This window comes from Marinobacter bohaiensis, assembly GCF_003258515.1.
GTDB classification, from domain to species: domain Bacteria; phylum Pseudomonadota; class Gammaproteobacteria; order Pseudomonadales; family Oleiphilaceae; genus Marinobacter_A; species Marinobacter_A bohaiensis.
Window position 1 is genome coordinate 203,188 of record NZ_QGEH01000002.1, and the last position, 25,140, is coordinate 228,327.

Annotated in this window: 20 protein-coding genes; 7 read left to right on the forward strand and 13 right to left on the reverse strand. The window is 66.1% G+C overall.

Going from position 1 to position 25,140, the window contains the following annotated elements:
• Positions 1-158 precede the first annotated feature (158 nt).
• The 5 genes from acnA to DKK67_RS13680 form a co-directional block, all read right to left on the reverse strand.
• Entirely contained in the window at positions 159-2,927 is a 2,769-nt protein-coding gene (gene acnA / locus DKK67_RS13660) for an aconitate hydratase AcnA (RefSeq protein ID WP_111497053.1), read from the reverse strand.
• Positions 2,928-3,134: 207 nt separating this feature from the next.
• A complete protein-coding gene (locus tag DKK67_RS13665; RefSeq protein ID WP_111497054.1) occupies positions 3,135-5,051 on the reverse strand; it encodes a methyl-accepting chemotaxis protein in 1,917 nt (638 codons plus the stop codon).
• Between the two features lie 185 nt (positions 5,052-5,236).
• Positions 5,237-6,001 (reverse strand): c-type cytochrome, encoded by a 765-nt coding sequence (locus DKK67_RS13670; RefSeq protein WP_111497055.1) that lies wholly within the window; start codon positions 5,999-6,001, stop codon positions 5,237-5,239.
• Positions 6,002-6,071: 70 nt separating this feature from the next.
• The gene (locus tag DKK67_RS13675; RefSeq protein ID WP_228160658.1) at positions 6,072-6,752 is read right to left on the reverse strand and encodes a copper resistance protein B; all 681 of its coding nucleotides are present in this window, start codon (positions 6,750-6,752) and stop codon (positions 6,072-6,074) included.
• A 50-nt stretch (positions 6,753-6,802) separates the two neighbouring features.
• Positions 6,803-8,743 carry a copper resistance system multicopper oxidase gene (locus DKK67_RS13680; RefSeq protein WP_111497057.1) on the reverse strand — a complete coding sequence of 647 codons (1,941 nt, stop codon included), beginning with the start codon at positions 8,741-8,743 and terminating at the stop codon, positions 6,803-6,805.
• 173 nt (positions 8,744-8,916) lie between these two features.
• Here DKK67_RS13680 and DKK67_RS13685 point away from each other — a divergent pair, with 173 nt between their 5' ends.
• Together DKK67_RS13685 and DKK67_RS13690 are read left to right on the forward strand one after the other, a co-directional pair.
• The gene (locus DKK67_RS13685; protein ID WP_111497058.1) at positions 8,917-9,582 is read left to right on the forward strand and encodes a response regulator transcription factor; all 666 of its coding nucleotides are present in this window, start codon (positions 8,917-8,919) and stop codon (positions 9,580-9,582) included.
• Positions 9,569-10,915 carry an ATP-binding protein gene (locus DKK67_RS13690; RefSeq protein ID WP_111497059.1) on the forward strand — a complete coding sequence of 449 codons (1,347 nt, stop codon included), beginning with the start codon at positions 9,569-9,571 and terminating at the stop codon, positions 10,913-10,915. The genes DKK67_RS13685 and DKK67_RS13690 overlap by 14 nt, the downstream gene beginning before the upstream one ends.
• 12 nt (positions 10,916-10,927) lie before the next feature.
• Here the strand turns inward: DKK67_RS13690 and DKK67_RS13695 are convergent, their stop codons facing one another.
• Positions 10,928-12,733: an ABC transporter ATP-binding protein gene (locus tag DKK67_RS13695; RefSeq protein WP_111497264.1), complete on the reverse strand. Its 1,806-nt coding sequence runs from the start codon at positions 12,731-12,733 to the stop codon at positions 10,928-10,930.
• A 218-nt stretch (positions 12,734-12,951) separates the two neighbouring features.
• Here DKK67_RS13695 and DKK67_RS13700 point away from each other — a divergent pair, with 218 nt between their 5' ends.
• A complete protein-coding gene (locus DKK67_RS13700) occupies positions 12,952-14,394 on the forward strand; it encodes a DUF4013 domain-containing protein (RefSeq protein ID WP_228160637.1) in 1,443 nt (480 codons plus the stop codon).
• Positions 14,395-14,408: 14 nt separating this feature from the next.
• On the opposite strand, the gene DKK67_RS13705 is transcribed toward DKK67_RS13700, so the two are convergent.
• Positions 14,409-15,866: a rhomboid family intramembrane serine protease gene (locus DKK67_RS13705; protein WP_111497060.1), complete on the reverse strand. Its 1,458-nt coding sequence runs from the start codon at positions 15,864-15,866 to the stop codon at positions 14,409-14,411.
• A 216-nt stretch (positions 15,867-16,082) separates the two neighbouring features.
• On the opposite strand from DKK67_RS13705, the gene DKK67_RS21835 reads away from it, so the two are divergent.
• Both DKK67_RS21835 and DKK67_RS13715 read left to right on the forward strand, forming a co-directional pair.
• The gene (locus tag DKK67_RS21835) at positions 16,083-16,826 is read left to right on the forward strand and encodes an OmpA family protein (protein ID WP_228160638.1); all 744 of its coding nucleotides are present in this window, start codon (positions 16,083-16,085) and stop codon (positions 16,824-16,826) included.
• Positions 16,827-16,931: 105 nt separating this feature from the next.
• A complete protein-coding gene (locus DKK67_RS13715; protein ID WP_111497061.1) occupies positions 16,932-17,381 on the forward strand; it encodes a copper resistance protein NlpE in 450 nt (149 codons plus the stop codon).
• Here DKK67_RS13715 and DKK67_RS13720 read toward each other — a convergent pair.
• The 6 genes from DKK67_RS13720 to DKK67_RS13745 all read right to left on the reverse strand — a co-directional run bounded on the left by DKK67_RS13720 (position 17,343) and on the right by DKK67_RS13745 (position 22,154).
• On the reverse strand, positions 17,343-17,744 hold the full coding sequence (locus DKK67_RS13720) for an MAPEG family protein (RefSeq protein ID WP_111497062.1): 402 nt from the start codon (positions 17,742-17,744) through the stop codon (positions 17,343-17,345). The two genes, DKK67_RS13715 and DKK67_RS13720, sit on opposite strands and share 39 nt — an antisense overlap.
• A 16-nt stretch (positions 17,745-17,760) precedes the next feature.
• Positions 17,761-18,003, reverse strand: a complete 243-nt coding sequence (locus DKK67_RS13725; RefSeq protein WP_111497063.1) for a GlsB/YeaQ/YmgE family stress response membrane protein — start codon at positions 18,001-18,003, stop codon at positions 17,761-17,763.
• Between the two features lie 198 nt (positions 18,004-18,201).
• Positions 18,202-18,924 carry a lysophospholipid acyltransferase family protein gene (locus DKK67_RS13730; RefSeq protein WP_111497064.1) on the reverse strand — a complete coding sequence of 241 codons (723 nt, stop codon included), beginning with the start codon at positions 18,922-18,924 and terminating at the stop codon, positions 18,202-18,204.
• A 119-nt stretch (positions 18,925-19,043) separates the two neighbouring features.
• The gene (locus tag DKK67_RS13735; RefSeq protein WP_111497065.1) at positions 19,044-19,334 is read right to left on the reverse strand and encodes a DUF6316 family protein; all 291 of its coding nucleotides are present in this window, start codon (positions 19,332-19,334) and stop codon (positions 19,044-19,046) included.
• A 106-nt stretch (positions 19,335-19,440) separates the two neighbouring features.
• Positions 19,441-20,046 carry a class GN sortase gene (locus tag DKK67_RS13740; RefSeq protein ID WP_204355837.1) on the reverse strand — a complete coding sequence of 202 codons (606 nt, stop codon included), beginning with the start codon at positions 20,044-20,046 and terminating at the stop codon, positions 19,441-19,443.
• Positions 20,046-22,154: a marine proteobacterial sortase target protein gene (locus DKK67_RS13745; protein WP_228160639.1), complete on the reverse strand. Its 2,109-nt coding sequence runs from the start codon at positions 22,152-22,154 to the stop codon at positions 20,046-20,048. Before DKK67_RS13745 ends, DKK67_RS13740 begins: the two co-directional genes overlap by 1 nt.
• Positions 22,155-22,382: 228 nt before the next feature.
• Between DKK67_RS13745 and pdsR the strand changes: the two genes are divergently transcribed.
• Both pdsR and DKK67_RS13755 read left to right on the forward strand, forming a co-directional pair.
• A complete protein-coding gene (gene pdsR, locus DKK67_RS13750; protein ID WP_111497067.1) occupies positions 22,383-23,084 on the forward strand; it encodes a proteobacterial dedicated sortase system response regulator in 702 nt (233 codons plus the stop codon).
• A 21-nt stretch (positions 23,085-23,105) separates the two neighbouring features.
• Complete coding sequence (locus tag DKK67_RS13755; RefSeq protein ID WP_228160640.1) at positions 23,106-25,139, forward strand: ATP-binding protein; 2,034 nt, start codon at positions 23,106-23,108, stop codon at positions 25,137-25,139.
• Position 25,140: the final 1 nt, after the last annotated feature.

The following is a 25,140-nucleotide window of genomic DNA, read 5'->3' on the forward strand; positions in this document are numbered from 1 at the left end:
GGGGTGTCCTGTCACTATAGACGGGTGCGATCCATAAACAAACTGTCCGAAAGCTGTATAGAGACGCCGATGTCGACCCTGTCGACGTCGGGTACGGAGGGGGCCGGGAGGGGAAAACCCGGGCCCGCCGGCGTCGGCAGGCCCGGGGCTGGAACCGCCTAGGCGGCCTTGATCATTTCCCGCAGCACGTAGTGCAGGATGCCGCCGTTGACGAAGTACTTGGCTTCGTTGGCGGTATCGATGCGGGATTTCAGCTCGACCGTTTCCTCCTGGCCGTCCGGATACGTCACGGTCATGGAGACCTTCTGTCCCGGCTCCACGGTGTCGCCGGCCAGCCCGGCCAGGCTGATGGTCTCCTCACCGGTCAGCTTGAGGGACTTGCGGTCCGTGCCTTCCGGGAACTGCAGCGGCATCACGCCCATCCCGATCAGGTTGGAGCGGTGGATGCGCTCGAAGGATTCCGCCACCACGGCTTTCACGCCCAGCAGGCGGGTACCCTTGGCGGCCCAGTCCCGGCTGGAACCGGTGCCGTATTCCTTGCCGGCAATCACCACCAGTGGCGTGTCGTCCTCGGCGTACTTCATGGCCGCGTCGTAGATGGCCATCTGCTCGCCGGAAGGCACGTGGCGGGTGTAGCCGCCTTCCACACCGTCGAGCATCTCGTTGCGGATGCGCACGTTGGCGAAGGTGCCGCGCATCATCACCTCGTGGTTACCCCGACGCGAGCCGTAGGAGTTGAAGTTCTTCGGCTCCACGCCGTGCTCCTGCAGGTAGCGCCCGGCGGGGCTGTCCGCCTTGATGGCGCCGGCCGGGGAGATGTGGTCGGTGGTTACCGAATCCCCCAACAGCGCCAGGATGCTCGCCCCCTTGACGTCTTCCACCGGCTCCGGATCGCGGCCCATGCCTTCGAAGAACGGCGGATGCTGGATGTAGGTGGACTTGTCGGACCACTCGTACACCTTACTTTCCGGCACCTTGATCGCCTGCCAGGTGGCGTCGCCGTCGAACACTTCGGCGTATTCCTTGCGGAACATGTTGGTCTTGACCTTCTCCACCGCCTGGGCGATTTCCTCCTGGGACGGCCAGATGTCCTTCATGTAGACCGGGTTGCCGTCCTTGTCGGTGCCCAGCGGGTCCCTGGTCAGGTCGACGCGGACGTTACCGGCCAGGGCGTAGGCCACCACCAGCGGCGGCGAGGCCAGCCAGTTGGTCTTGACCAGCGGATGCACCCGGCCCTCGAAGTTACGGTTGCCGGAGAGCACCGAGGCCACCGTCAGGTCGCCCTTGTCGATAGCCTCCTCGATGGCTTCGGGCAGCGGCCCGGAGTTACCGATGCAGGTGGTGCAGCCATAGCCCACCAGGTTGAAGCCGAGCTGGTCCAGATCGTCCTGGAATCCACCGGCCTTGAGGTACTCGGTCACCACCTTGGACCCCGGCGCCAGCGACGTCTTGACCCAGGGCTTGGTGGTCAGCCCCTTCTCCAGCGCGTTACGCGCCACCAGGCCGGCAGCCATCATCACGCTGGGGTTGGAGGTGTTGGTGCAGGAGGTGATCGCGGCGATCACCACCGCGCCCGGATCGAGCCGGAACTTGTGGCCGTTGTGCTCGGCATGCTGACTGTCGGCGTGCTCGTAACTGGCCTCCACGCCCACCGCCGACTGGCCGCCCTCGGACTGCAGCTTGCCTTCCTCGGTGTCCGCGCCGTTGGTGGTGTCGGAGGTCTTCATCAGCAGTTCGAAGGTGGACTTCATGTTGGTCAGCGCCACCCGGTCCTGCGGGCGTTTGGGGCCGGCCAGGCTGGCCTCCACATCGCCCATGTCCAGTTCCAGGGTGTCGGTGTAGACCGGCTCATGGCCGGGCTCGCGCCACAGCCCCTGGGCCTTGGCGTAGGCTTCCACCAGTTCGATCTGCTCTTCCTCACGGCCGGTCAGGCGCATGTAGTTCAGGGTCTGCTCGTCCACCGGGAAGAAGCCGCAGGTGGCGCCGTATTCCGGCGACATGTTGGCAATGGTGGCGCGGTCGGCCACCGGCATGTCTTTCAGGCCGTCGCCGTAGAACTCCACAAACTTGCCGACCACGCCGCGCTCGCGCAGCATCTGGGTCACCGTCAGCACCAGGTCGGTGGCGGTGATGCCTTCACGCAGCTTGCCGGTGATCTTGAAGCCGACCACTTCGGGAATCAGCATCGACACCGGCTGCCCCAGCATGGCGGCCTCCGCTTCGATGCCGCCCACACCCCAGCCGAGGATGCCCAGGCCGTTGATCATGGTGGTGTGGGAATCGGTGCCCACCAGCGTATCGGGGAAGGCGTAGGTCTTGCCGTCCTGCTCTTTGGTCCAAACGGTCTTGCCCAGGTACTCCAGGTTGACCTGGTGGCAGATGCCGGTGCCCGGCGGCACCACGCGGAAGTTGTCAAAGGCCTGCTGGCCCCAGCGCAGGAACTCGTAGCGTTCCTGGTTACGCTCCATCTCGATGGCCACGTTGTCCTTGAAGGCGGAGGCGTCGCCGAAATGATCCACCATCACCGAGTGGTCGATGACCAGGTCCACGGCGGACAGCGGCTTGATCCGGGCCGGGTCCTCGCCGGCGTTCTTCATGGCGTCGCGCATGGCGGCCAGGTCGACCACGCCGGGCACACCGGTGAAATCCTGCATCAGCACCCGCGCCGGGCGGTACTGGATCTCGGTATCGGAATGGCGGTTCTTGAGCCATTCGGCCATGGCGTTGAAGTGGTCTTCAGTAACGGTGTCCCCGTCCTCGTTGCGCAGCAGGTTCTCCAACAGGACTTTCAGGGAGAAGGGCAGCCGGGACAGGTCGCCCAGGCTCTCGCCCGCCTTGGGCAGGCTGTAGTAGTGGTAGGTCTGGCCGCCAGCATCGAGGCTGGCGAGGGTATTCAGACTGTCGTTGCTGATGCCTTCATTGGACATGGAACGCCTCCTTTCCTTATCGGTATCGAAGTGTCAAAGGGCGTAAATCAGGAGCTTGTGGCTTTGGTTCTCTCTCGATTGCGCATCATCAGGTTGCGCCATAGCGCTCTGTATGAACAGTGTATACCTACTATTGCGTTGATTTGGGTAACTTCAACGGCCGCCTCATGAATGTCGGGCATAAGCATGGTGAATGGTCAGGATCCCTCACCGATCCAGCCTGAAGGCTTTCATCTGACGCGCCAGATCGTCGGCCATGGCGCGCAGTTCCTCCACTTCGCGGCTGGCCGCGCTCATATCCTCGCTGGAGCGGGCGCTCAGCTCGGAGATGTTCTGGACGTTGCGGCTGATGTCCTCGGTCACCGAACTCTGCTCTTCCGTGGCGGCCGCCACCTGATGACTCATGCCGACGATGCGATCGACGCTCTCGCCGATTTCATCCAGCGATTCGCCCATGCTGCGGGTCGCGGTCACGGTCGCCTCGGTCGCCTGTTCCCCCGCCTGCATCGCCTGCACCGAACGGGCGGATCCCTGTTGCAGGCGCTCGATGATGGCGCGAATTTCCTCGGTCGAGGACTGTGTTTTCTGCGCCAGGCTGCGCACCTCATCCGCCACCACCGAGAAACCGCGACCGTGCTCGCCGGCGCGGGCAGCCTCAATAGCCGCGTTCAGCGCCAGCAGGTTGGTCTGGTCGGAAATGGCGTTGATCACGTCAATCACGCGGCCGATGTCCTCAACCTCTTTCGCCAACTGCTGGATGGCAGCGGCCGACTCGCGGATATCGTCGGCCATGGTACTGACCTGGCGGATCGATTCGGACATGGTGGTGCGGATATTACCGGCGTGATGGCCCACCTGCTCCAGCTGGTTGGCGGTTTCCGTCGCGCTCTGTGCGATCTCCTGTACGGTGGTTTCCATCTGGTACACCGCCGTCGCCACGGATTCGGTCAGCTGGCTCTGCTCACCGGCGCGGGACGTGTTGGCCGCCATGACCTCGGAAATCTGCTCGACGAACCGCTGCAGCCGCTGCGCCGTTTCCAGCAGCCCGCGGATCATCTCCCGCTGGGAACCGACAAAGCCATTGAACCCGGAGGCCAGCTCGCCCAGCTCGTCCCTGCTGTCGACGCTCAACTCCTGGGTCAGGTCGCCGCCGCCCTTGCCGATCTCGGTCAGTGCGCCGGTGATGCGTTTGAGCGGCCGGGTCATGCGCGTGGCCACCAGCGCCACGATCCCCAGGAACAGCGCGGCCACCAACAGCCCCACCACCAGCGACACGGTGTTGGCGCGGTTGGCCGCCGCGTAGATCTCGTCGGTCGGCACCGCGGCCACGACCCGCCAGTCGGTCAGAGTCAGCGGCAGGCTCGCGGCCAGGTAGTCCGTGCCGTCACGGCTGAACTCGCTGACGGTGTATCCCTGTCCGGACTGCAGGGTCTGCGCCGCCTGCGGCGATGTGACGGACGCCAGGGACTGGCCGGTCTTGTCCAGGTCGGGGTGAATGTTGACCTGTCCGTCCGCGGACACCAGGTACACGATGCCGGTCTCGGCAAACCGGAAGTCACGGATACGATCGGCCATCTGATCGAGGCCCAGACCTATCCCGGTCACTGCCACCGCCCGGCCCCGGTCTTCCATGCGCACGTTGATGAACAGCATCGGCCGGCCGGTGGTCTTGTCCACATCCAGCGCCAGGGCCCGGTCCCGGCCGCTGTCCAGGAAACCATAGAACCAGTCGTCCTGGCCGGGCTGGATCACCCGGGCGACGCCATCCTGGGTGTAGTATTTTTCGGTGGCGACCGAGACGAAGTGCGCCGACACCGCATTCTGGCGCTGCCGCACGCTTTCCAGGAAGCGCCTGACCGGCCCCAGCTCACCGGTCGGCTCGCCGTTGGCCATCCAGTCCTTCAGGTAACTGTTGTCGGCGATCATTTCCGACGCCGTCAGCGGCGACTGCAGGTCGCGCTCCACCGAGCGGGCGATCGATTCGACGCTGGCCGGCAGCGCCGTGTCCAGCAGGTAGCGATCAAGCAGCCCGCGCATCTGGACGATGTTGAGAACGATCAGGACGCAGGTGCTCACCAGCAGCGCCGCGCCCATACCGACAATCAGCTTCAGACGAATGCCCATGGATCGGGACTCCCGGAATACCGTTTCGAGCTGGTTTCAGGTCAGGGTGGTGTTCGAGTCAGTCTAGAGGCTGTTGCGCCTTGCCGCGACCCGGACCCTCCGGGGCCACACCCCGGAGCTCAGCGCAGCCGTTCCCCTTGGGCTGGCCTCGCAGGCGATCCGGTCGTCGTGGCGGACGGCCCGCCTCAATGGGTGTGGCCATCCGAATAATGGTCATCCTCCCCGGCGGCCGGGGCGGCGTCGTCGTGATGACCATCGCTGTTGTCGTGAACGTCGCCGCCGGAAGGCGCTTGCTGAGCATCAGTATCGTGGTGGCCTTCGACGTTGTCGTGGTGGGTACCCATATCGGCCCCGGACGCTTCGGCATGATGGTCGTCGCCGGAGCCGCTCATCATGGCGCCCATGTTGCCGTGATCGTGGTCGTGACCGTCATCGGCCGGGGCATCCCCGGACACTTGCAGCAGCGCCGCGTACTGCGGCTCGGACAGGCTCGGCAAGTGCCGGACGAACGCGGTCAGCTCCCACAGGTCGGCGTCGTCGTGGGTCTCGCCCCAGGCCGGCATACCGGTCATGCGGATGCCGTTCTTGATGATCCAGAACTGCTCCTCCGGTGTCCAATCACCCGCCTGCGTCAGGTCCGGCGGGGTCGGATTGAGGCCGGTCCGGATCAGCGAGCTGTCTTGACCCGGTTTCAGGTGGCAGGCGGCACAGAGTTGGTCGTAGGCCCGCGCGCCCTGACGGATCATGGCCTCGTCGGACAGGTCAGCGGGCACCTCAATGTCCACGGCGCGGCTGGCCACTGACTGGCGCATGGTGGTGTGCAGTGCCCACTGCCCGATCGGGCCATGGGCCTCGGTGGCGGTCACGTTGTAGACGCCGCTGTAGACAAACGCGAGGCCGCTCAGGACCATCACGAGCAGCGTGGCGACAACCCCATACAGGAAACGCATGATGCACCTCGATCATTGTTGGTTGTGACGTTGTCCGGGCCTCAAGGCCCCGACGGCGATAGCAGGACCGCTAGAACATCCACCGAACACCCGCAACCGCGTACCACTCTTCCGTGCTTTCCGCATCCTCCCGGGCCAGGTCGCGGGTATCACCGTACGCCTTTTCGTGAACGACACCGACGTAGGGCGACAGCGTCCGGTCGATCAGGTCATAGCTCAGCCGCAACCCCAGCTCGGTGCTGGACAGGCCGCGCCCGATGCCGATGGCCCGGTCCTCACTGAAAGCATAGGTCGCATCCAGCCCCATGTTGACGATCCAGCGATTGGTCAGCAGCCATTCGTACTCGACGTCCAGCTCGGTCATGGCTTGGCCGCCCTCGCCGAAGTAGAGGCTGGCGTCGATCTCGAACCAGTAGGGCGCCAGGCCGGCAATCCCCAGCACGCCGTAGGTCCGGTCGGGCCCTTCCGGCGTGTCGACACGCACCCCGGCCTTGGCGTCGAAGAAGTCCGAGATCGGGGTTTGCAGGACCAACTGGTTCTCCAGGGTCTCGTAGGCTCTTTCGTCGATGCCGTATTCGCCCTTGCCCAGCCAGCGCAGCTTGAGTTCGTCGGTGCCGTAGAAGGCATCACCGTCCCAACTGGCCACTTCTTCATCGCTGTCGCTGTAGCGGTACTCGAACTCCTCGAACTGAATGCCCCAGAAATAGCGCGCGGTGTGTGGATCGGGTTCCGCGGCCACGACCGGCGACATCCCCCCCGTCAGCGACATCCAAACGCTCCCGACGAACACGGCTGACCACTTCATGCATCACCTCCCTGAACCGGGGTTGTGCCAACGGCGGTGTCCGGACCGCCTTCGACAACAACCTTGCGGAACATGCCGGACGCCGCGTGATAAGACAGATGACAATGGAAAGCCCACTGTCCCGGCGCGTCCACTTCGGTTTCCATGTAGACAGTGGTGCCCGGCTGGACGCTGACCACATGCTTGATCGGGTTCCACTGCCCCGCCCCCACGTCGAGGATCGACCACATCCCGTGCAGGTGCATGGGGTGGGTCATCATGGTTTCGTTGACGAACTTGAAGCGGACACGCTCGCCGTATTGCAGGCGAATCGGATCGGCGTCCTCGAACTTCACCCCGTTGATGCTCCAGCTGTAGCGCTCCATATTGCCGGTCAGGCGCAACTCGATCTCACGGGTCGGCGCACGCTCGGGGTAGAGCGGCTGGGCGGCACGCAGATCGGCATAGGACAGGAAGCGTCCGCCGTTGGCGGCCTCGGGCGTCAGACCGCTGCCCCTGGCATAGAAGGGGTTATGCTCACGGCCCTGCGGCGCCGTGCCGGCGTGAGACATGGCCGCGTCGTCTGTCCTGGCCGCCATGGCCCGATGCCGCCCCACGGCGTGCCCCGCCGGAACAGCGTCGTGTTCGCTCATGTCAGCCGTCGCCATCGGGGCCATCTGATCGTGCCCCATGGCCTCGTGGCTCGCGGCACCGTGGTTCATCTCCCCATGCGCCATGGCGCCATGGTCCATCGCCCCGTCATCGGATGCCTGGTCCGCATGATCCATGGCCATGTTGCCGTGACTCATCTCGCCGTGCGCCATCTCACTGTGATCCATAGCCGCAGCGCCATGGCCCATATCATCGTGATTCATATCACCGTGGCCCATGTCGCCATGATCCATTCCCGGCATGCCACTCATATCCGCCATGGTCAGGTAGGACGGCGGGCGTCTGTCGGGGACCGGGGCGGTTTGCCCGGCCCGCGTTGCCAGGGTCCCCCGGGCATAGCCGGAACGGCCCATCGACTCGGCAAAGATGGTATAGGCGCGGTCGTCACGCGGTTCCACAATCACGTCGTAGGTTTCCGCCACACCAATGCGGAACTCGTCCACCGGTACCGGGCGAACCCGGTTGCCGTCGGCCTCGACCACGGTCAGGGTCAGGCCGGGAATGCGGACATCGAAATAGGTCATCGCCGACGAGTTGATGAAGCGCAGCCGCACCCGCTCGCCGGGCCTGAACAGACCGGTCCAGTTCTGTGCTGGCCCGTGACCGTTGATCAGGCCGGTGAAGCCCTGCACGTCCTCGACGTCGGCCTTCATCATGCGCATGTCGCCCCACATCATCCGGTCTTTCATCGTTGCCCAGAAGCCCCTGTCCCGGGCCTCAGAGACGAAATCCCCCACGGTCAGCTGCTGGCGGTTGTAGTAATCCGGCATCATCTTGAGGTTGCGCATGATGCGATCGCCGTCGTGCGGATGCTTGTCGGTCAGCTGCACCACGTACTCCCGGTCAAAGGCCACGGGGTCCGCATCGCGAGGCTCGATCACGATGGCGCCGTAAGCCCCGTTCGGCTCCTGGAAACCGGAATGGCTGTGGAACCAGTAGGTACCGCTCTGGACGATCGGGAACTGGTAGGTGAAGGTTTCTCCCGGGCGGATCCCCGGATAGCTGACGCCCGGCACGCCGTCCTGGGTGAACGGCAGGATCAGACCGTGCCAGTGCACGGAGGTCATCTCGTCCAGGTTGTTGGTCACATTGATGGTGACGTTCTCGCCCTCCTTGAAGCGCAGGACCGGGCCCGGCGAAGCGCCGTTATAGCCGATACCCTCCTTGACGAAATCGCCGGTGTCGATGGTGACCCGGTCGACGGTCAGGTTGTACTCCGCCGCCAGGCCATACGCTGGCAGCACGAGGGTCGACAGGCCGGCCAAGAGGCGTCTGAAAACGGTCATTCGTGTATCCTCGATAGGGGAGCTCCAGCAGAACCTGTGCCCTGGAGCGTTGAGCATGCCCCCACTATGCCGGGGCAACCTGAATTCCTGCTGAATGCCCGCCCGGAAAGACGTTTCAGCGTTGATTCAGGCGAAGCGCCCACACTGGCCGGTTTAAATGGGGAGGAACTCGAATGCGGCTGCTGCTGGTCGAAGACGACGACATGCTGGTGGACAACCTGCAATCGCACCTGGCTCGCGCCGGGTTTGCCGTTGACCGCGTCAGCACCGTGGCCCAGGCGCGAGCCCTCGGAGTTCAGGAGGATTACCGCATCGCCGTGCTGGATATGGGGCTACCGGATGGTGATGGCCTGCAGGCGCTGCGTCACTGGCGCCAGAACGATGGTGGCATGCCGGTGTTGATCCTGACCGCCCGTAGCGACTGGCAGGACAAGGTCAACGGCCTCAAGGCCGGCGCCGACGACTACCTCGCCAAACCGTTTCACACGGAAGAGTTGATTGCCCGTCTGCAGGCCCTGCTGCGGCGTTCGGAGGGGCGGGGCGATCCCACCCTGAAAGTGGGCGGCTACATTCTCGACGAGGACCGGCAACGCGTGCAGACCCCGGACGGGGCCTGGCACCCCCTGACCGGTACCGAATTTCGGCTGCTGCGCTGCCTGATGAGCCGGCCCGGCCGTCTGCTGTCCAAGGATGACCTGCTGGAGCAGCTCTACAGCCTCGACGACGAAGCCGCCCACAACACCATCGAAGCCTACGTGCGACGCCTGCGCCGGATCCTCGGCCGCGAGGCCATCGTCACCCAGCGCGGCCAGGGTTACAGCTTCCATGTCCCTGGCTGACCGGCGCTCGCTGCACACCATTCTGCTGCTGTGGCTGCTGCCATTGATGGCGGCTTTCATGCTCGTGGCCTGGTTCATCCATGGCGTGCTGCTGGACCGCATGACCCGAGATGTGGTGCATGAACGGCTGCACCAGGAGGCGCGATTCCTCGAGAAACAGATCCGCCAGCACTACCCCGACGTGAATCCCGCGCTCAACGCCAGCCCCTACTTCGAAGACGTGTTCCGTCACGCCTACGGTATCCGGACGCCGGCCCATCGCTGGATGGCGCCGGCGGAACTCCAGTCGGTCTTGGGGCCGGCTCTCGACAGCGCCCGACCGGCGCTGCTCAACATCGAGATTCCGGCCACCGATGGCGACGGTGGCAGTCGCTACATCGTGCTGCGCCAGGTGTTCGAGATCGGCGGTGACGCCGTAGTGACCGTGGTGGCCGAAGACCTGGCCCAGCTGAGCCAGAGCCAGCGCGAGCTGCACATCTGGACGGCGTTTGTCGCCCTGGGCCTGCTGGCCGTGCTGATCGGTCTGGTGCTGCTGGCGGTGCACCTGGCGCTCAAGCCCATCCGCCAACTGCGGCTATCCCTGGAGCAGTTGCAGCAGGGGCGGCGCAAGCGGCTGACCCTGGCGACGCCGCCGGAATTCGACCCCCTGCTCTATCAGATCAACCACCTGCTCGACACGCTCGACAACCGCCTGCAACGCTCGCGGGACGCGCTGGGCAACCTGTCCCACAGCATCAAGACGCCGATTGCGGTCATCCAGCAGGCCCTGGAAGACACCGAGCGGCCGCTGGACGCGCGCTACCGGGCCCAATTGGCGGAGCGGTTGTCACAGATCGACCGCCAACTGGAGGCGGAAATGCGCCGCAGCCAGTTCGCCGGTCCCCAGGCCGGGCAGCAGGCCCATCCGATCGCCCAGGCGCGGGAACTGCTGTGGATGATGGGCCGCCTTTACCGGTCCATTGATTTTGAGCTGCATTCCGAGCTGGCGGAGGATTTTCGCTGGCCCATCGACGAACAGGACCTCAGCGAGATCCTTGGCAACCTGCTGGACAACGCCGGCAAGTGGGCTCGGCGTCGGGTCGACCTGACGATTCACACAGACCAGGGCGCGCTGACCCTGCGCGTCAGCGACGACGGTCCCGGCGTGGCGGATACCGAACGGGCCACCCTCGGCACCCGCGGTCTGCGCCTCGACGAACAGGTGCCGGGGCACGGACTCGGGCTGGCGATCCTGCGCGACCTGGTCGACCGCTATCACGGCGCAGTCATCTTCCACCGCAGCCCCCGGGGCGGCCTGCAAGCCGACGTGGTGCTGCCGCCCGCGACCGAGTGACGCAGCGCCGGCTCAGTGCTGGCGATCCCCGTAGAGCTGCGCGTAGAGCCCCTGGCGGGCGATCAGATCGTCGTGATGGCCTTCCTCGATGATGTGGCCGTCTTCGAACACGTAGGCCCGGTCCGCCTGCTTCACGGCGCTCAGACGGTGGGCGATGATCAGGGTGGTGCGCTGTTCCAGGAAGGCTTCGAGGGCCTGGTGCAGCTGGTACTCGGTCTCCGCGTCCAGCGCCGAGGTGGCCTCATCGAGGATGACCACCGACGGGTCGGACAGCACCATGCGCGCGATCGCCAGACGCTGGCGCTGGCCGCCGGACAGGCGGATACCCTGGCGCCCGACCAGCGTCTCCAGGCCGGATTCCATGGCCTGGACGGTGCCGTCGAGCTGGGCGATGCGCAGGGCCTCCCAGAGTTCGGCATCGCTGTGCTCGCGGCCCAGGGTCAGGTTCTCCCGCACCGTGGCGTTGAACAGGGCGGGATGCTGCAACACCGTGGCCACATGCTCGCGCAGGCAGTCCAGGCCGATGCGCTGCACCGGCACGTCGTCGATCAGGATCTCGCCCCGAGTCGGCGTGTACATGCCCAGCAGGACCTGCACCAGGGTGGACTTGCCGCCGCCGCTGGCGCCGACGATGGCCACCTTCTCGCCCGGCGCCACGTGCAGGTTGATGCCCTGCAGTACCGCTTCCTCGCCGTACTGGAAGTGGACGTCGCGCAGGGTCAGGCTGACCGTATGGCGGTCCCGGAACGGATCCTCCAGGGCGGGATACTTCGGCTCCTCCTGCAACTGCAGCAGCCGGTTGATCCGCGCCAGTGCGGCGTTGGCGGCGTAGAAGGCGTACTGCATGTTGAGCATCTCCTGCACCGGCGTGAGCATGAACCAGAGGTAGCCGAACACGGCGAACATCATGCCAATGCTCAGGTCGGTGAACAGCACCGCCACCATGGCGGCGGCGCGGAAGGCGTCGACGCCGAACTGGAACAGGCTGAAGCTGGCGCGGGAGGCGGCGTCGCTGCGCCAGGCGAACTGGGCGGCGTGGTCGCGCACGCCGCGGGCACGATCCACCAGGTGGGCCAGGTAATGCTTCTCGCGGTTGGCGGCGCGCAGTTGGTGGATGGCATCGAGGGTTTCGGTCAGGTCACCCTGGAACGATTCGTAGGCGCGGTTCTCCCGGCGCTTCAGTTCCTTGACCCGCTTGCCGATGAGCATGGTGCAGAAAATCACCAGCGGGTTGAACAGCAGGATCAGCAGGCCCAGCTCCCACTGCACCCAGAGCAGCACGCCGGCGGTGCCCAGGACCGTCAGGCTGGCCACCAGGAAACGGCTGATCGTGGTCCCCAGAAACTGGTCGATGGTGTCCAGGTCAGTAATGAAGTGGCTGGTCACCGCGCCGGCGCCGAGGGTCTCGTACTCGGCCATGGCGATGCGTCCGAGCCGCCCCAGCAACCGTTCGCGGATGCGGAACACCACGTCCTTGGAGATGATCGAGAACTCCCGCGACTGGGCCACGTTGAAGGCCAAAGCCAGGGCGCGCATCAGCAATGCCACCAGCACCATCACGCCGATGTAGACCACCGGCTGGTGCCAGCCCGCCGGCAGGAACGCATCCATCACCGGCAATACCGGCCCCGGTTTGTCGAGCAGTACCTCGTCCACCAGCACCGGCAGCAACAGCGGCAGCGGCACGCTCACCAGGGTGGCCAGCAGGGCGATGAAGTTGGCGCGCACCAGCCGCGAGCGATGCGCCAGGGCGTACGCCGCGATCTGGCGCCAGGTGTACAGCGGCGGCCGGTAGCCCGACGCGTCGACCGGTTTCAGTGCTGGGTTGTCCGGATTCAAACGACCTCCAGGAAGCTGGCTGGAACACACGCGGCGCCCGTTAACGGGAACGCCGCCCCCTATTCTACCCGACAACGGTCTGCCACCCGGATTGGGTATTTACGAAACTCCAACAGGCGGGGCTCACCCGGCACTGGCCGCCCGAAACCGGGTCTGCCATCATAGCCGGCCCGGAAGGCGTTCAATCACAGGGTCCCGTGAAACACTACTGCCATTACCACCCCAACACCGCCGCCAAGTGGCTGTGCACCCATTGCCAGACTGAATACTGCGTGGCCTGCATGCCCGATGCCGACACCCACCGGCGTCACGGTCACTGCCCGCACTGCGGCCAGACCCTGCGCTACTTGGGCGCCGGCACGGAAGTGGAGCCGTTCTGGAACCGGATTCCCCAATTCTTCCGCTACCCGTTCCACAGCGATCCATTGCTGGTGATCGGCATCTGTACCTTCGTGCCGCTGATGCTGCAGGCCAACCTGATCGGGCTGATCGTGTCGCTGGTGTTGCTGCTGGCGCTGTTCAAGTACACCTACGCGGTGATCAACCACACCACTGAAGGCCACATGACGCCGCCGCCCCTGGCCACCGCCTTTACCGGCTCGGGGTTCGGTATCGTCATCCTGCAGTGGCTGGTGTTCATCCTGATGGGCGGACTGGTCTATTCCGCCGGCATGGTCGGCGGGCCGATCCTGGCGCTGGCGGCCATGGCCTTCGTCGTGCTGGTCCTGCCGGCCAGCGTGATGATCCTGGCGATGGAACGGGAGGTGGGCCCGGCGGTCAATCCGATCAATCTGGTGTCGCTGATCTCGCGCATCGGCTGGCCCTATTTCGTGCTCTACCTGCACCTGATCCTGATGATGCTGGCCAGCTCCGCGGTGCAGGAGTTCGCCTTCAGCAACTTCGCGCCAATGCTGGCCCAGCCGCTGTCCGGTTTTATCAGCAGTACCTTCATGCTCATTTTCTTCCACATGATGGGCTATCTGCTGTTCCAGTATCAGGAGGAACTGGGCTTCGCCAGCGACTTCCAGGACGAGACTCCCGCCCCGGCCCAGGACCGCTCCCGGCGTCTGGAAGCGGACATCGACATGCATGTGAAGGACGGGCAGTACGATCGCGCCCTGGCGGTTCTGAAATCGGCGGTGAAGTCCAACCCACCCCACCCGCAGCGGGTGGAGCAGCTGTATCGCCTGCTCACGGCGACGAACAACGCCGAGGAACTGATGCGGCATCACCGCATCCTGTTGCTCTGGCTGGGCGACCGCCACGAGGGCACGGCGATCGCCGGCCTGCTGAAAACCCTGACCGGGCGCGATCCGGCGTTCCGCCTGGACGATCCCGAGCTGATCGTGCATTGCGCCCGGGCCTTACACTCGCAGGGCGAAAACCGCGAGGTACTGAAGCTGATGCAGGATTTCCACAAGCGTTTTCCCGACAGCGAGCACATCGCCACCGGTTATCTCACCGTGGCCCAGTCCCTGGCCCAGTTGGGCCTGTGGGAAAAGGCCACCGCCTTCCTCAACTTCATCAAGCAGCGCTGCGCCCAGCACCCCCTGCATGGGAAAATCGACGCCTACCTGGAACAGGCACGCAACCAGCAGCCGCTGCGCGGACCGGCCGCCTCGTTCGATGTGGGTGAATAAGGCGCGTTAGTCGTTCAGGCGCCGCCGGCCGCCGACATCATCTGCCGGTAATGGCGCGCCTTGGGCGCCATATTGCGCTTGTCGAACTCGTCCGCCAGCAGGCGGCACGCCTCCAGGGTCAGGTCCTGGTCACCGGTGGCCCGCAGCCGCTCGAACACCCGCTCGGCGGTCTTGGTGTCGCCGCTGCGCAGGCCCGCAAACAGCGCCCGGTTGTGATCCCGCGCCGACAGGGGATGGTGCGGCTGCCCCTTGCTCTGGTACTCCTGCCAGATCTCCAGCATCTGTTCCGGCTGATGCCGCGCCTGGGCCGACGCCATCAGTTCCCGCGCGCGCTCCCGATACGTTTCCTGATCCGGCCGCAGCTTGGCCAGGTGATAGAGGTGTTCGAGCAGCACCGGGCGCTCCGGATAGCGGGTGTACAGGGCCTCGAACTGCAATCGCGCCTGCTCGAACTCGAACCGGCCCAGCAACGTCATGGCCTGGGCGTAGGCGCTGCGGAAGCGGGCTTCCTGCTCCTCATCCTCGGGCTCGAAGAAGGTCTCCCTGGGCTGCAGCCAGCTGCGGCCCAGCAGCCACACCAGCCCCGCACCCACCAGCAGGCCGCCGGCGTGCGCCAGGTAGGCGACGCCGGTGGCGCCGGCGAAGAAGTAGTCGTAGATTTCCTTGCCGATACACACCGGCAGCAGCACCAGCGCCGGCGCCCGGAAGTACCCGAAATAGAATCCCAGCGAGTAGAAGAAGCGGATGCGCTGGCGCCCGAACAGCGCCATGTACATGCCCATCAGGCCGGCGATGGACCCGGACGCGCCCACCAGGCTCGTGTGCAGGCCCCACTCGAACCCGGCCCAGATGGCACCGGACACGGCGCCGCAGGCGAGGTAGGTCAGCAGGAACTTGAGGCCTCCGAGCGCCTTCTCGACGGTGATCCCGAGCACGAACAGCACCACCATATTGCCGATCAGGTGGCCCCAGCCGCCGTGCAGGAACTGGTAAGTGATTAAATCCGCCAGCGACAGCTCGGCCGGAACCACTCCCGCCGCGCGGCCCGACAGGCGATCCAGGTATTCGGTCTCGATGGGCGGGCGATGCGTCAGCCAGTAGGCCCGCTGCTCGCTGTTCCAGATCACGTCGCGGTTGTCCTGCAGGTAGGCGTAGAAATCCGGGTCGCCCATGGCCAGCGCGGCCTGTAACGGCCGATTGTCATTGGCCATGGCCTGACGCAGGAGGTCCAGGCGGTCCTGCCGGCCGCTGTTGCCGTCCAGGTTGATCTGGCGCTGCAGGTAGGTCTCGTAGGCCGGGGCTTCCAGGCGATCCAGGTCCGCCGTCAGGTAGGCCTGGGTGGCCTGCGCCCCCAGACGGTCATCGTTGCCCTGGTAGAACAGGAAAACCAGCAGGCAGGCCAGCATGATGGCCAGCGTCATCCAGGGTGGCCGACGCCAGTCGACCGAGCGTTCGAGGGGAAGAATCAGCATTCGACGTCCATGATTGCGGGGCGTTCTCCATTGCGCAGGCCGACCTGATCGGGCCGGCTGCCATTTTTCATCACATTTAATCCCATCTCCGGCGTTTTTTCACCACCGCCCTGCCCGATTCCCGCGCTGAAATAGACCCTGACAGACGAGGCGAGCGTGGCCGGCCAGTGCCAGGCCCCCGTCCCAACGCGACTGAGCAGGAGCAGGAGAAAAAAGATGAAGCACACACTGTCACACAACGGTAACCTAAGGCGCATTCAATCGGGTGCGTCCCGGCCGGTCCTGGCCGGCTTGCTGGCGGCCGGCCTGATCACCGGCTGCGCTAGCAGTGGAACGGCGGAACCGGAAACCGCCGGGGTCACCGCCGACAACGCGACACCCGCAACGGTGGCCCTTGAGCCCGAAGAACAGGCATCCGACATCGACCATTCGCCAAGTGCAAGCGCCCGGGCTGACGGTCATAGTGAGCCCCAGCCGGACACCGACGTCGCGGCGACACCTGAGGAGAACGACATGACAGTTCTAGTCCTGGATAACCCCGAGTTGATGGCCCGTGCGGCCCAGGTTCAAGCCGCCAGCAAACAGGTGTCCCCGATGCAAGACAGCCCGCGCAAACCGCACCAGATGAAGTTCTATTTCGGCTTTGACAAGCATCGCCTGAGCGACGCCGACCAGGCCGTCCTGCGCGAGCACGCCGAATACCTCAAGGCGCATCCGGAAGTGACCCTGCGCATCAACGGCCACACCGACAGCCATGGCCCCGACGAGTACAACGCCTTCCTGTCACGGCTGCGCGCCACCAGCGCCGCCAAGATCCTCAAGCAGGCCGGTATTGACGGCAACCGCATTGAGATCGTCGGCTGGGGCAGCCACAAGCCGCTGACCAACCCGGAAGACAGCGCCGCCAACCGGCGCCTGGAGCTGGAGTACCACAGCGAGCAGATGGCCCGCGTCCAGTAACCCACCGCGCCCCGATCCGGTGTGTCGCCCGGCACGCCGGATTGATCGTCCTCCCGGAAATTGCGATTCTTGGCCTCCACAGCAACCTTTGCCAAGGAGACGGCCATGCGCCCTGCGCTTCTCCCCCTCATCCTGACCGCCACCGCCCTTTTCGCCGGCTGCGCCGCCACCCAGGATCCGGCCCCGCGCCACGCCTATGGCGTGTGGCAGGGCGTGCTGCCCTGCGCCGACTGTCCGGGCATCGACACCCGCCTGACCCTGTACCGGCAACCGGACACCTACCGTCTGGAGGAAACCTATCAGGAGCGCGACGCCGCACCGGTGGTGCATGAGGGACGCTGGGCCTTGCTGCCGCCGCAAGACCCGATGGACCTGGGCCGTGTGCAGCTGGAGGGGGCCAATGAACGGCCGTTACGGAGCTTTCGCCGGCTGCCGGACGGCAACCTGGAAATGCTGGGAAGGGACGGCGAGGCCATCCGCTCCCCGTTGAACTACACCCTGACGCGCAAGCGCCTGTCAGAGGGTGACGCGGACCACGTTGGCGAAGGTGAGTAGCGCCATCACCAGGATCGACAGCCAGGTCAACAGCGTGCCGATCATGCGGCTGATGGCGTAACCGCCCTGGCTGCGGATAAAGCCCCAGGCGTGCAGGAGACGGCCGACAATGAACAGCATGCCGACCGCATAGACGTAGTGCACATAGACCCCGTTCAGCTCACCGAGCCCCATCAGGATCAGGGTAATCGGTGCGTACTCCACCAGGTTGGCGTGGGCGCGGATGGCCACCTGGAACGCTTTCTCGCCGTTATCGCCCAGTCCCACCTGATAGCGACGCCGGAACGTGGTGACACGCCAGGCCAGGAACAGCATCAGGATCGCGGTGAATGCGGCGAAAACGGCGGTAACGGGAACAATCATGCTGGGAGCAGCTCCTCTAGGCTTTCTTGATCAGACTGACAATCCATAACAGGAAGATCGCACCCACCGTCGCCGTCACCAGCGACCCGATGGTGCCGTGGGACGACAGCCCCAGCAGGCTGAACAGGAAACCACCGATCAGCGAACCGACGATGCCGACACCGATGTTGGCCAGCACGCCGAATCCACGTCCTTTCATGATCAGGCCCGCCAGCCAGCCGGCCACACCACCGATGATCAGAAACAGAATCAGGTTCATCGCATTACCCCCTTGGTTGCGAGATCCGGGAAAGAAGGATCCGTATTGCGGCATTGAGCCAGCGGATCAGACCGGCGCGGCAAGCACCGGTTCCATCTCTCATACCGAAGTATTTTTCCAGTAAAGTCAAGCACTCGGCGCGCGCCGATTCACCCACGCTCGCGTCATCGAGTACCCCGGACGGGGCACTGATGCCCCTTAACGAGAGTCGGCCGGGGCAGCCGCCAGTTCGCGGATCGCTTCGCTCATCTGGGCGTGGCAACGCTTCATAAGCTCCGGGACATCGTCGGCGGTCAGGTGGCGCGTCTCCACCGGCGGCAGGATGCGCAGTGGCACCGGCTTGCGACGGCCGAGCACACCGCTCGACTGGGAACGGTAGGCCCCGGCGCAGACCATGGTAATGGGCGCACCGGCGGCCACCGCGGCGTGGAAGGCGCCCTTCTTGAAGGATTGCAGGTCGCTGCCGTGACTGCGGGTGCCTTCGGGAAAGATCCAGATGCTCTTGCGTTCGCGGGTCATGGCCTCGGCGGTGGTGCGGATCACCGCTACCGCGCGGGAGGACCGGGTCCGGTCGATCAGGATGTTGCCGCCCAGCCAGAACACCTGGCCGAAAAAGGGAATCCAGCGCAGCGACGCCTTGCCCACCGCCACGGTGCGTTTGGGCAGCAGGTCGCCCATCAGGAACAGATCGTCGTTGTGCTGATGATTGGCGATGATCACCGTGGGCCGGTTCTGGGGCATGTTCTCGTAGCCGTCCAGGGGACGGGTCAGCCCCAGCACACGCCGCCCGGTACGCGCCACCATGGCGCCCAGGATACGCGTGTTATCGGGGTTGAAGGGGCGGGCCAGGCACAGGAAAAAGCCCAGGAAACAGAGAAACGGCACGGACAGCCAGGCCAGCAGCGCGCGCATAAAACGCATCAGGAGTCGCTCCCATACAGATTAAAAAACGCACAGCCGTGCGCCAAAAGCCGCATAGGATAACGATCCGGCCTGTCGAAGGGAACTCCTGCCGGGCCCGGGACAGGGCCGCAACGAGACTAGGCCAGCATACGGGCCATCTCGCGGCAGCGCTGGCAATGGGCCGCGGTGCAGGTCTCGTAGTCGTGCAGCACCAGACCGTAGGTATAATTCACATCCGCACCCCGGCGCTGGGCGTCCTTGTCCTGGATATAGGAATACGCCGCCACCTGGGCCTGCTCGAAGGACTCGAAAGGCCCCAGGGAGCGCTTCTCACGCGTGGCGAAGTACCAACGTCGCCCCACCGCAAAAAACCGACTCGACCGGGGCGGCAGAGGCCCCCGTTCTCCCTGTCGTTTCTGCAGGAACATGACACACTCTCCCTTTTATGTACCCATCAAATTTGAGCCCGAATCGGACGATTGTCAAACAAGGTTAAAGTACGGTCATACACCGCGTTTGGACCGCCCTCCGCCTCTAGCCGGGAAAGGCTGCCAGCGTCCCGGCCGCGGCGGTTTTCCCGACCTCATCCAGCCCCCGGGCTTCGATCACGTAACGCATGGGCCCGTGGGGATCGAGGGCATCGAACGGGTAGCAGGTCACCAGGATCAGGCGGTCGTCAGCCCCCGGCTCCACGGCCAGGCGCGCGTGGCGGCTGTCCACCACCCGTTCGCTCACCACTTCGTAGCGGCGCCAGGTCCCGTCCAGGCCCTGCACCTCTACCGGGTCGCCGGTGCGTATCTCCTGCAACACGCTGAAATGGGTGTCCCGGTGCCCGGCCAGGATAACCGTACCGCGATCTCCCGGCGGCGCCGAGCGGGTCACGTGGCCGGGCCCGAACGCCAGGCTCTCGCCGTGGGTACCGGACAGGATCACCAGCGGCTCGCCGGCGCCCGGCAAGCGCAGGCGGCCCACCGGCCAGGTATCGGCCCAGGGCCAGGGCCGGGTGACCTGCTGCTCCGCCTGACTCTGGGCCCAGGCCAGGTTGAGCAGCTCCTGTGCCAGTTTGGCCTTGAGCGGGATCCACAGCCCCATCAGCAGGACCACGGCCGAGGCCAGGGTAAAGGTCATCAGCAGGCGCATCACGATCCCACCCTCCGGCGCGCCAGCAGCACGCCAAAGGCCGGCAACAGCCCCGCCAAGCCGATCAGGATCAGCAGGTTCGACGCGGTGGCGGTCTGTGGATAACGCAGCATGCCCGGCGTGCTGCCTGCCGGCAGCAGGGTCGGGACGTCTTCGGCGGCCAGGCGGTCCGCCTGCGTGCGGGCCGGCGTCTGGTCCACGGCGACGAAACTGGTGTAGCGGGTGACCAGACCGTGCTGCAGGGCCAGCGGCGTGACCTGCTCGCGTACCTCATCCTCACGGGCGCCGTGGATGCGGGCGTCCATCAGCTGATCGATTTTCTGCCGCGCCCAATAGCGATGCAGACCCTGCCCCGGCGCGGCGGAGGCCAGCGGCAGGCTACGCTCCCAGGGGGTTCCGTCCGGCAGCTCGCCGCTCAGGGTCAGCTCGCCCTCCGCTTCGGCGTCGCGCGCCACCAGTACCAGCGGCTCCCCCTGGAACAGGTCGCCCGGGCGCTCCGGCAAGGCCTGCGCCTGGCCCGGCCAGTCGGCCTTGATATGGCCGAGCACCGGTGCTGCCATGCGCTGCAGCAGGCGATCGAGCTGGCTGGCCACCTCGCCGGCGTTGCCGATGGACGTGTAGGTGCCGCGACCGAATCGGGCCGCTTCGCGCATGAAATGCATGTTGGGCGCGGTGCCGATGCCCACGGTGAACAGGCGGCTGGCACCCAGCTGGTCGCGGATCTGGCCGAACAGGGCCGACTCGTTGCCCACCGCGCCGTCGGTCATGAACAGCACCTGACGCACTTTCGGCCGTTCGTCCGGGACGTCAGCTCCGCCGATGCGCAGGGCCCGGTCCAGCGCCGGCGCCATTTCGGTACCGCCGTTCGCGGCCAGGTTGGCGGTGTACTGGCGGGCGGCGCGCAGGTTCGACGGCGTTACCGGCCGGGCGTCGCCGAACAGCGCCGAGGTCTGGCTGTTGAACTGGATGATATTGAAACGATCGCCGGACTTGAGCGTGTCCAGCCCCGCCAGCAGCGCGCTGCGCGCCTGGCGGATCGATTCCCCCGCCATGGAGCCGGAGGTGTCCACCACGAACACCAGCTCCCGGGACAGCGACGGGCCGCCACCGAGGCCCGGCACCATCAGTGCCAGCACATAGTCTTCCCCTTCATACTGCTCGCGGAACACCGCCGCCGTCGGCGCCTCTCCCCGCGTGGGCTGCCAGCGAACGACCAGGTCGCGATCCATCAGCACGCGGCCGCCCTGGGGACTGACCTCCACCTGCTCGCCCCGGCGCACCGTGTCCAGGGCGTGGGTCGGGCTGAGCACCTGGTCGATGGGCAGGCCCGCGTTCAGGGTCAGCGTGACCCGGGCATGATGGCTGCCCGCCGGCACGTCGCCGGGATTCACGGTGTAGGGGCTGATGGCGCCGGCGTCCGGCACCTGGCGGGTGGGTACCGCCCAGCCACGGCGCCAGTCCAGATCCTCCGCGTCCGCTTCGGTGGGCTCGCCGGGCATGTAACGGGGCGTCAGGGTGGTGGGCAGGCGCAGCTCGAATTCGCCGTCCCGGTAGGCGACGGCCTGCTGGTAGCGCAGTTCCACCGTCACCGTCTCGCCGGGCGGGATGTTGGCCACCCGGGTGGTGAACAGGTTGGGACGCTGCTGCTCCACCTGGGCCGCCTGCTTGCCTTCGCGGCGGGCCTTCTCGTACGTCTTGCGGGCGGCCTCGCGGGTCTGGATCTCGCCCACGATCACGCGCTCGCCGATGTGCAACTGCATGGCGTACACGGTCGCCTGCTCCGGCAGCGGGAACACATAGGTGCCCTCACGCCAGTCGTCGCTGGTGTTGCGGAACGACTGCTTGAGGCGGGTGTCGGCCAACAGGCCGCTGACCCGCACCCGGTAGTCGGTGTTCAGGTTCAGGGCGGTTTCGATCTGGCCACTGGGTGTCATCAAACGCAGTTCGCCGGTACCGGGCGCTTCGCTGGCGCGGGCGGCGGCGGACTGGAGCACGAAGAAAAGCGCCACCGCCAGCCACAGGCTGATGCCTTCCAGGCAGCGGATGGTACGTCGACCGGCACGACGGCTGGCCGTGATGCGGGTCCGGGTTGGGGACAGGGTTGGCACAGCGGATTCCCTCCTCGATGGTTTTGCGCCATTGAAGCGCCGGGGAAAGGCAATCCGGTGGATGAATCCGTGCAGAATGGGACCCAATCGTGATCAATTGTGGCAATGGCGCCGCAAAACCTTGCGGGGCCGGCGGGGCATGTTTAAATAGCCCCAGACGCGACGCCGGCCGGATACGGCCGCTGCCAGGACAGCGACTGCCAAAATTACGGAACCAAGAGCCAAGCCATGAAGCGCCACATCGTACTCGTCGAGGACGAGCCCGCCATCCGCGAGAATTACCGGGACGCCCTGGAGCGTCGCGGCTATCGGGTGTCCGTGTTCGCGGATCGCCCCAGTGCCCTGGAAGGCCTGCAGGGACCGCTGCCGGACCTGGCCATCATCGACGTCGGCCTGGGCGAGGAAATCGAGGGCGGATTCGACCTGTGTCAGGCCCTGCGCCAGCGCTCGCCGGTGCTGCCGATCATTTTCCTCACGGCGCGTGACAGCGACGCCGACTCGGTGGCCGGCCTGCGCCTTGGCGCCGACGACTACGTCACCAAGGACATGAGCCTGGACCACCTGTTCGCGCGCATCGCCGCCCTGCTGCGCCGCGCCGATGCCTGGGCCCAGACCAGCCGTCACAGCGACGAGATCCTGCAACGGGGACGCCTGAGCCTGAACGTGGACCGCATGACCGCCGCCTGGAACGACGGCGCCGTGGAGCTGACCGTCACCGAATTCTGGATGCTGCACTCGCTGGTCCAGCACCCCGGCCACGTGCGCAACCGCACCCAGTTGATGGAAGCCGCCAACACGGTGTTGGACGACAACACCGTCACCTCCCACATCAAGCGCATCCGCCGCAAGTTCCAGCAGGTGGACCGCGAGTTCGACGCCATCCAGACCGCCTATGGCTTCGGCTACCGCTGGAACGCCCATGAAAGCTGATCCGTTGACGGGAGCCCGCGGATGCCGCGCCTGACCCTCAAGCGCCAGCTGCTGCTCGCCTGTCTGCTGATCCTGCTGATTCCCTGGGCGGGCCTGCAGTTTGTGCTGGAACTGGACGAGGCGCTGCGCGACCAGGCCCACGAGCAGTTGGCGCGCCAGGCCCAGCGCCTGGGTCGTTTGCTGCCCGCCCAACCGGCGCTTAGGGCGCTGCCCGGCCCCGGCCAGCGCGTGCTGTACGCCCAGGCGCTGGACCGCCCGCTTTACCTGGACGGCTACGGCGACGACTGGCCGAGCTGGGACGAGGACACGGATTCCGCCTACGATCATCCCGTCAGCCCGTCCGATCCGGTGCAATGGCGCGCCGGCACCAACGCCCAGTCCCTGTACCTGCTGGTCCGCGTGCGCCAGGCACCCGGGCGCTACTTCGACCCGGGCCGGCCGGACCGGCCCCACGCCCACATCCGCCTGTTCCTGACTCTCGACGGCCAGGCGCTGACCCGGGAGATCCGCACCCCCGCGCCCGGCCCGGTGGTGGCCGCCGCCGGACCCGGCGAGCCGCGCGGGGCACGCGTCAACGGGGTCTGGCAGGCGACGTCCCAGGGCTACCAGGTGGAGTTGCAGATGCCCCGTCCCGACCTGGGAACCGCGGTTGGCTTCGAAATCTGGCACCCGCACCCGGACATGGCCGACGGCTACCGGGTCCTCGGCGACATGGGCCACGACGCCCATCAGCGACTGCCGCGCCTGCTGTATCCGGACACGCCGCTGCAACAGGCCATCCAGCCGCTGCTGGCCACCGGCCAGCGCGCCCTGCTGCTCGACGACCACGGCTGGGTCATGGCGGACACCGCCGCGCCGCTGCCGGAAGACGAGACCGATTTCGACGCCCTCGGCCCCTGGCAGATCGTCGAACAGATCGCCCTCAACGGCCTGCGCGCCCTGCTGCGCCACTTCCAGCCGGACCCGGTACAGCTGCCGGAAGCCGCGCCCCGCTACCGGGCCGCGCAGTGGCCGGACAGCGGTCTGGTGCGCCACGGCGACAGCGAGTCGGCGCTGGTGCAGACGCTGACACTGGAAACGGCGCGGGGTCGACCGGTGACGCTGGTGCTGGAGCAGTCCCTGAAAGACATCCTGGCGCTGTCGGGCGACGCCCTGGGCCGGGTGATTGTGCGCAGCGTGCTGTTCGTCGGACTGCTGGTGCTGATCCTGCTGGGCTACGCCAGCTGGCTGTCCTGGCGCATCACCCGGCTGCAGCGGGCGGTGGCCGCCACGGTGGACGCCGATGGCCGTCTGCTGCGGCGCATGCCGGACAACCACGCCGGCGATGAACTGGGCGAGCTGTCGCGCCAGTTCGGTGTGCTGGTGGACAACCTGCACGGCTACACCGACTACCTGGAAAGCTTCGCAAGGCGCCTGTCCCACGAATTGAAGACGCCGGTGGCAGTGGTGCGCTCGTCGCTGGAGAACCTGCGCCACGACGTGCCGGCCGCCGCCGACTCCCCGTACATCGCCCGCGCCGGCCAGGCCACCGACCGGCTCAGCCAGATCCTGCAGGGCATGAGCGAAGCCGCGCGGCTGGAGAAGAGTTTCGAGCAGGTGGAGCCGGAAGTGTTCGACCTGGCGGATGTCTGCCACCAGGCCACGGCGGCCTACCAGAGCCTGGATCCGGACCACGTCATCCGCTACGAGGGGCCGCAGTCCGGTTGCCGCGTGACCGGGTCACCGGAGCTGATCGTACAGTTGCTGGACAAGCTGGTGGACAACGCCCGGGATTTCACGCCGGACGGGGAACTCATCGAAGTGCGGCTGGAGGAGCACGGCCCGGACTGGCACCTGGAGGTGTTCAACGCCGGCCCGCCGCTGCCGGAGCACCTGACCAGCGAGATCTTCAGCCCCTTCGTGTCCCTGCGCGAGGGCCCCCAGGACGGCCACCTGGGTCAGGGTCTGCAGATCGTGCGGCTGATCACCGAACACCACCGGGGCCGGGTGCGGGCGCGCAACGTCGAAAACCCGGCAGGCGTGGTGTTCGACGTGACCCTGCCGCGCAGCGTCTGAG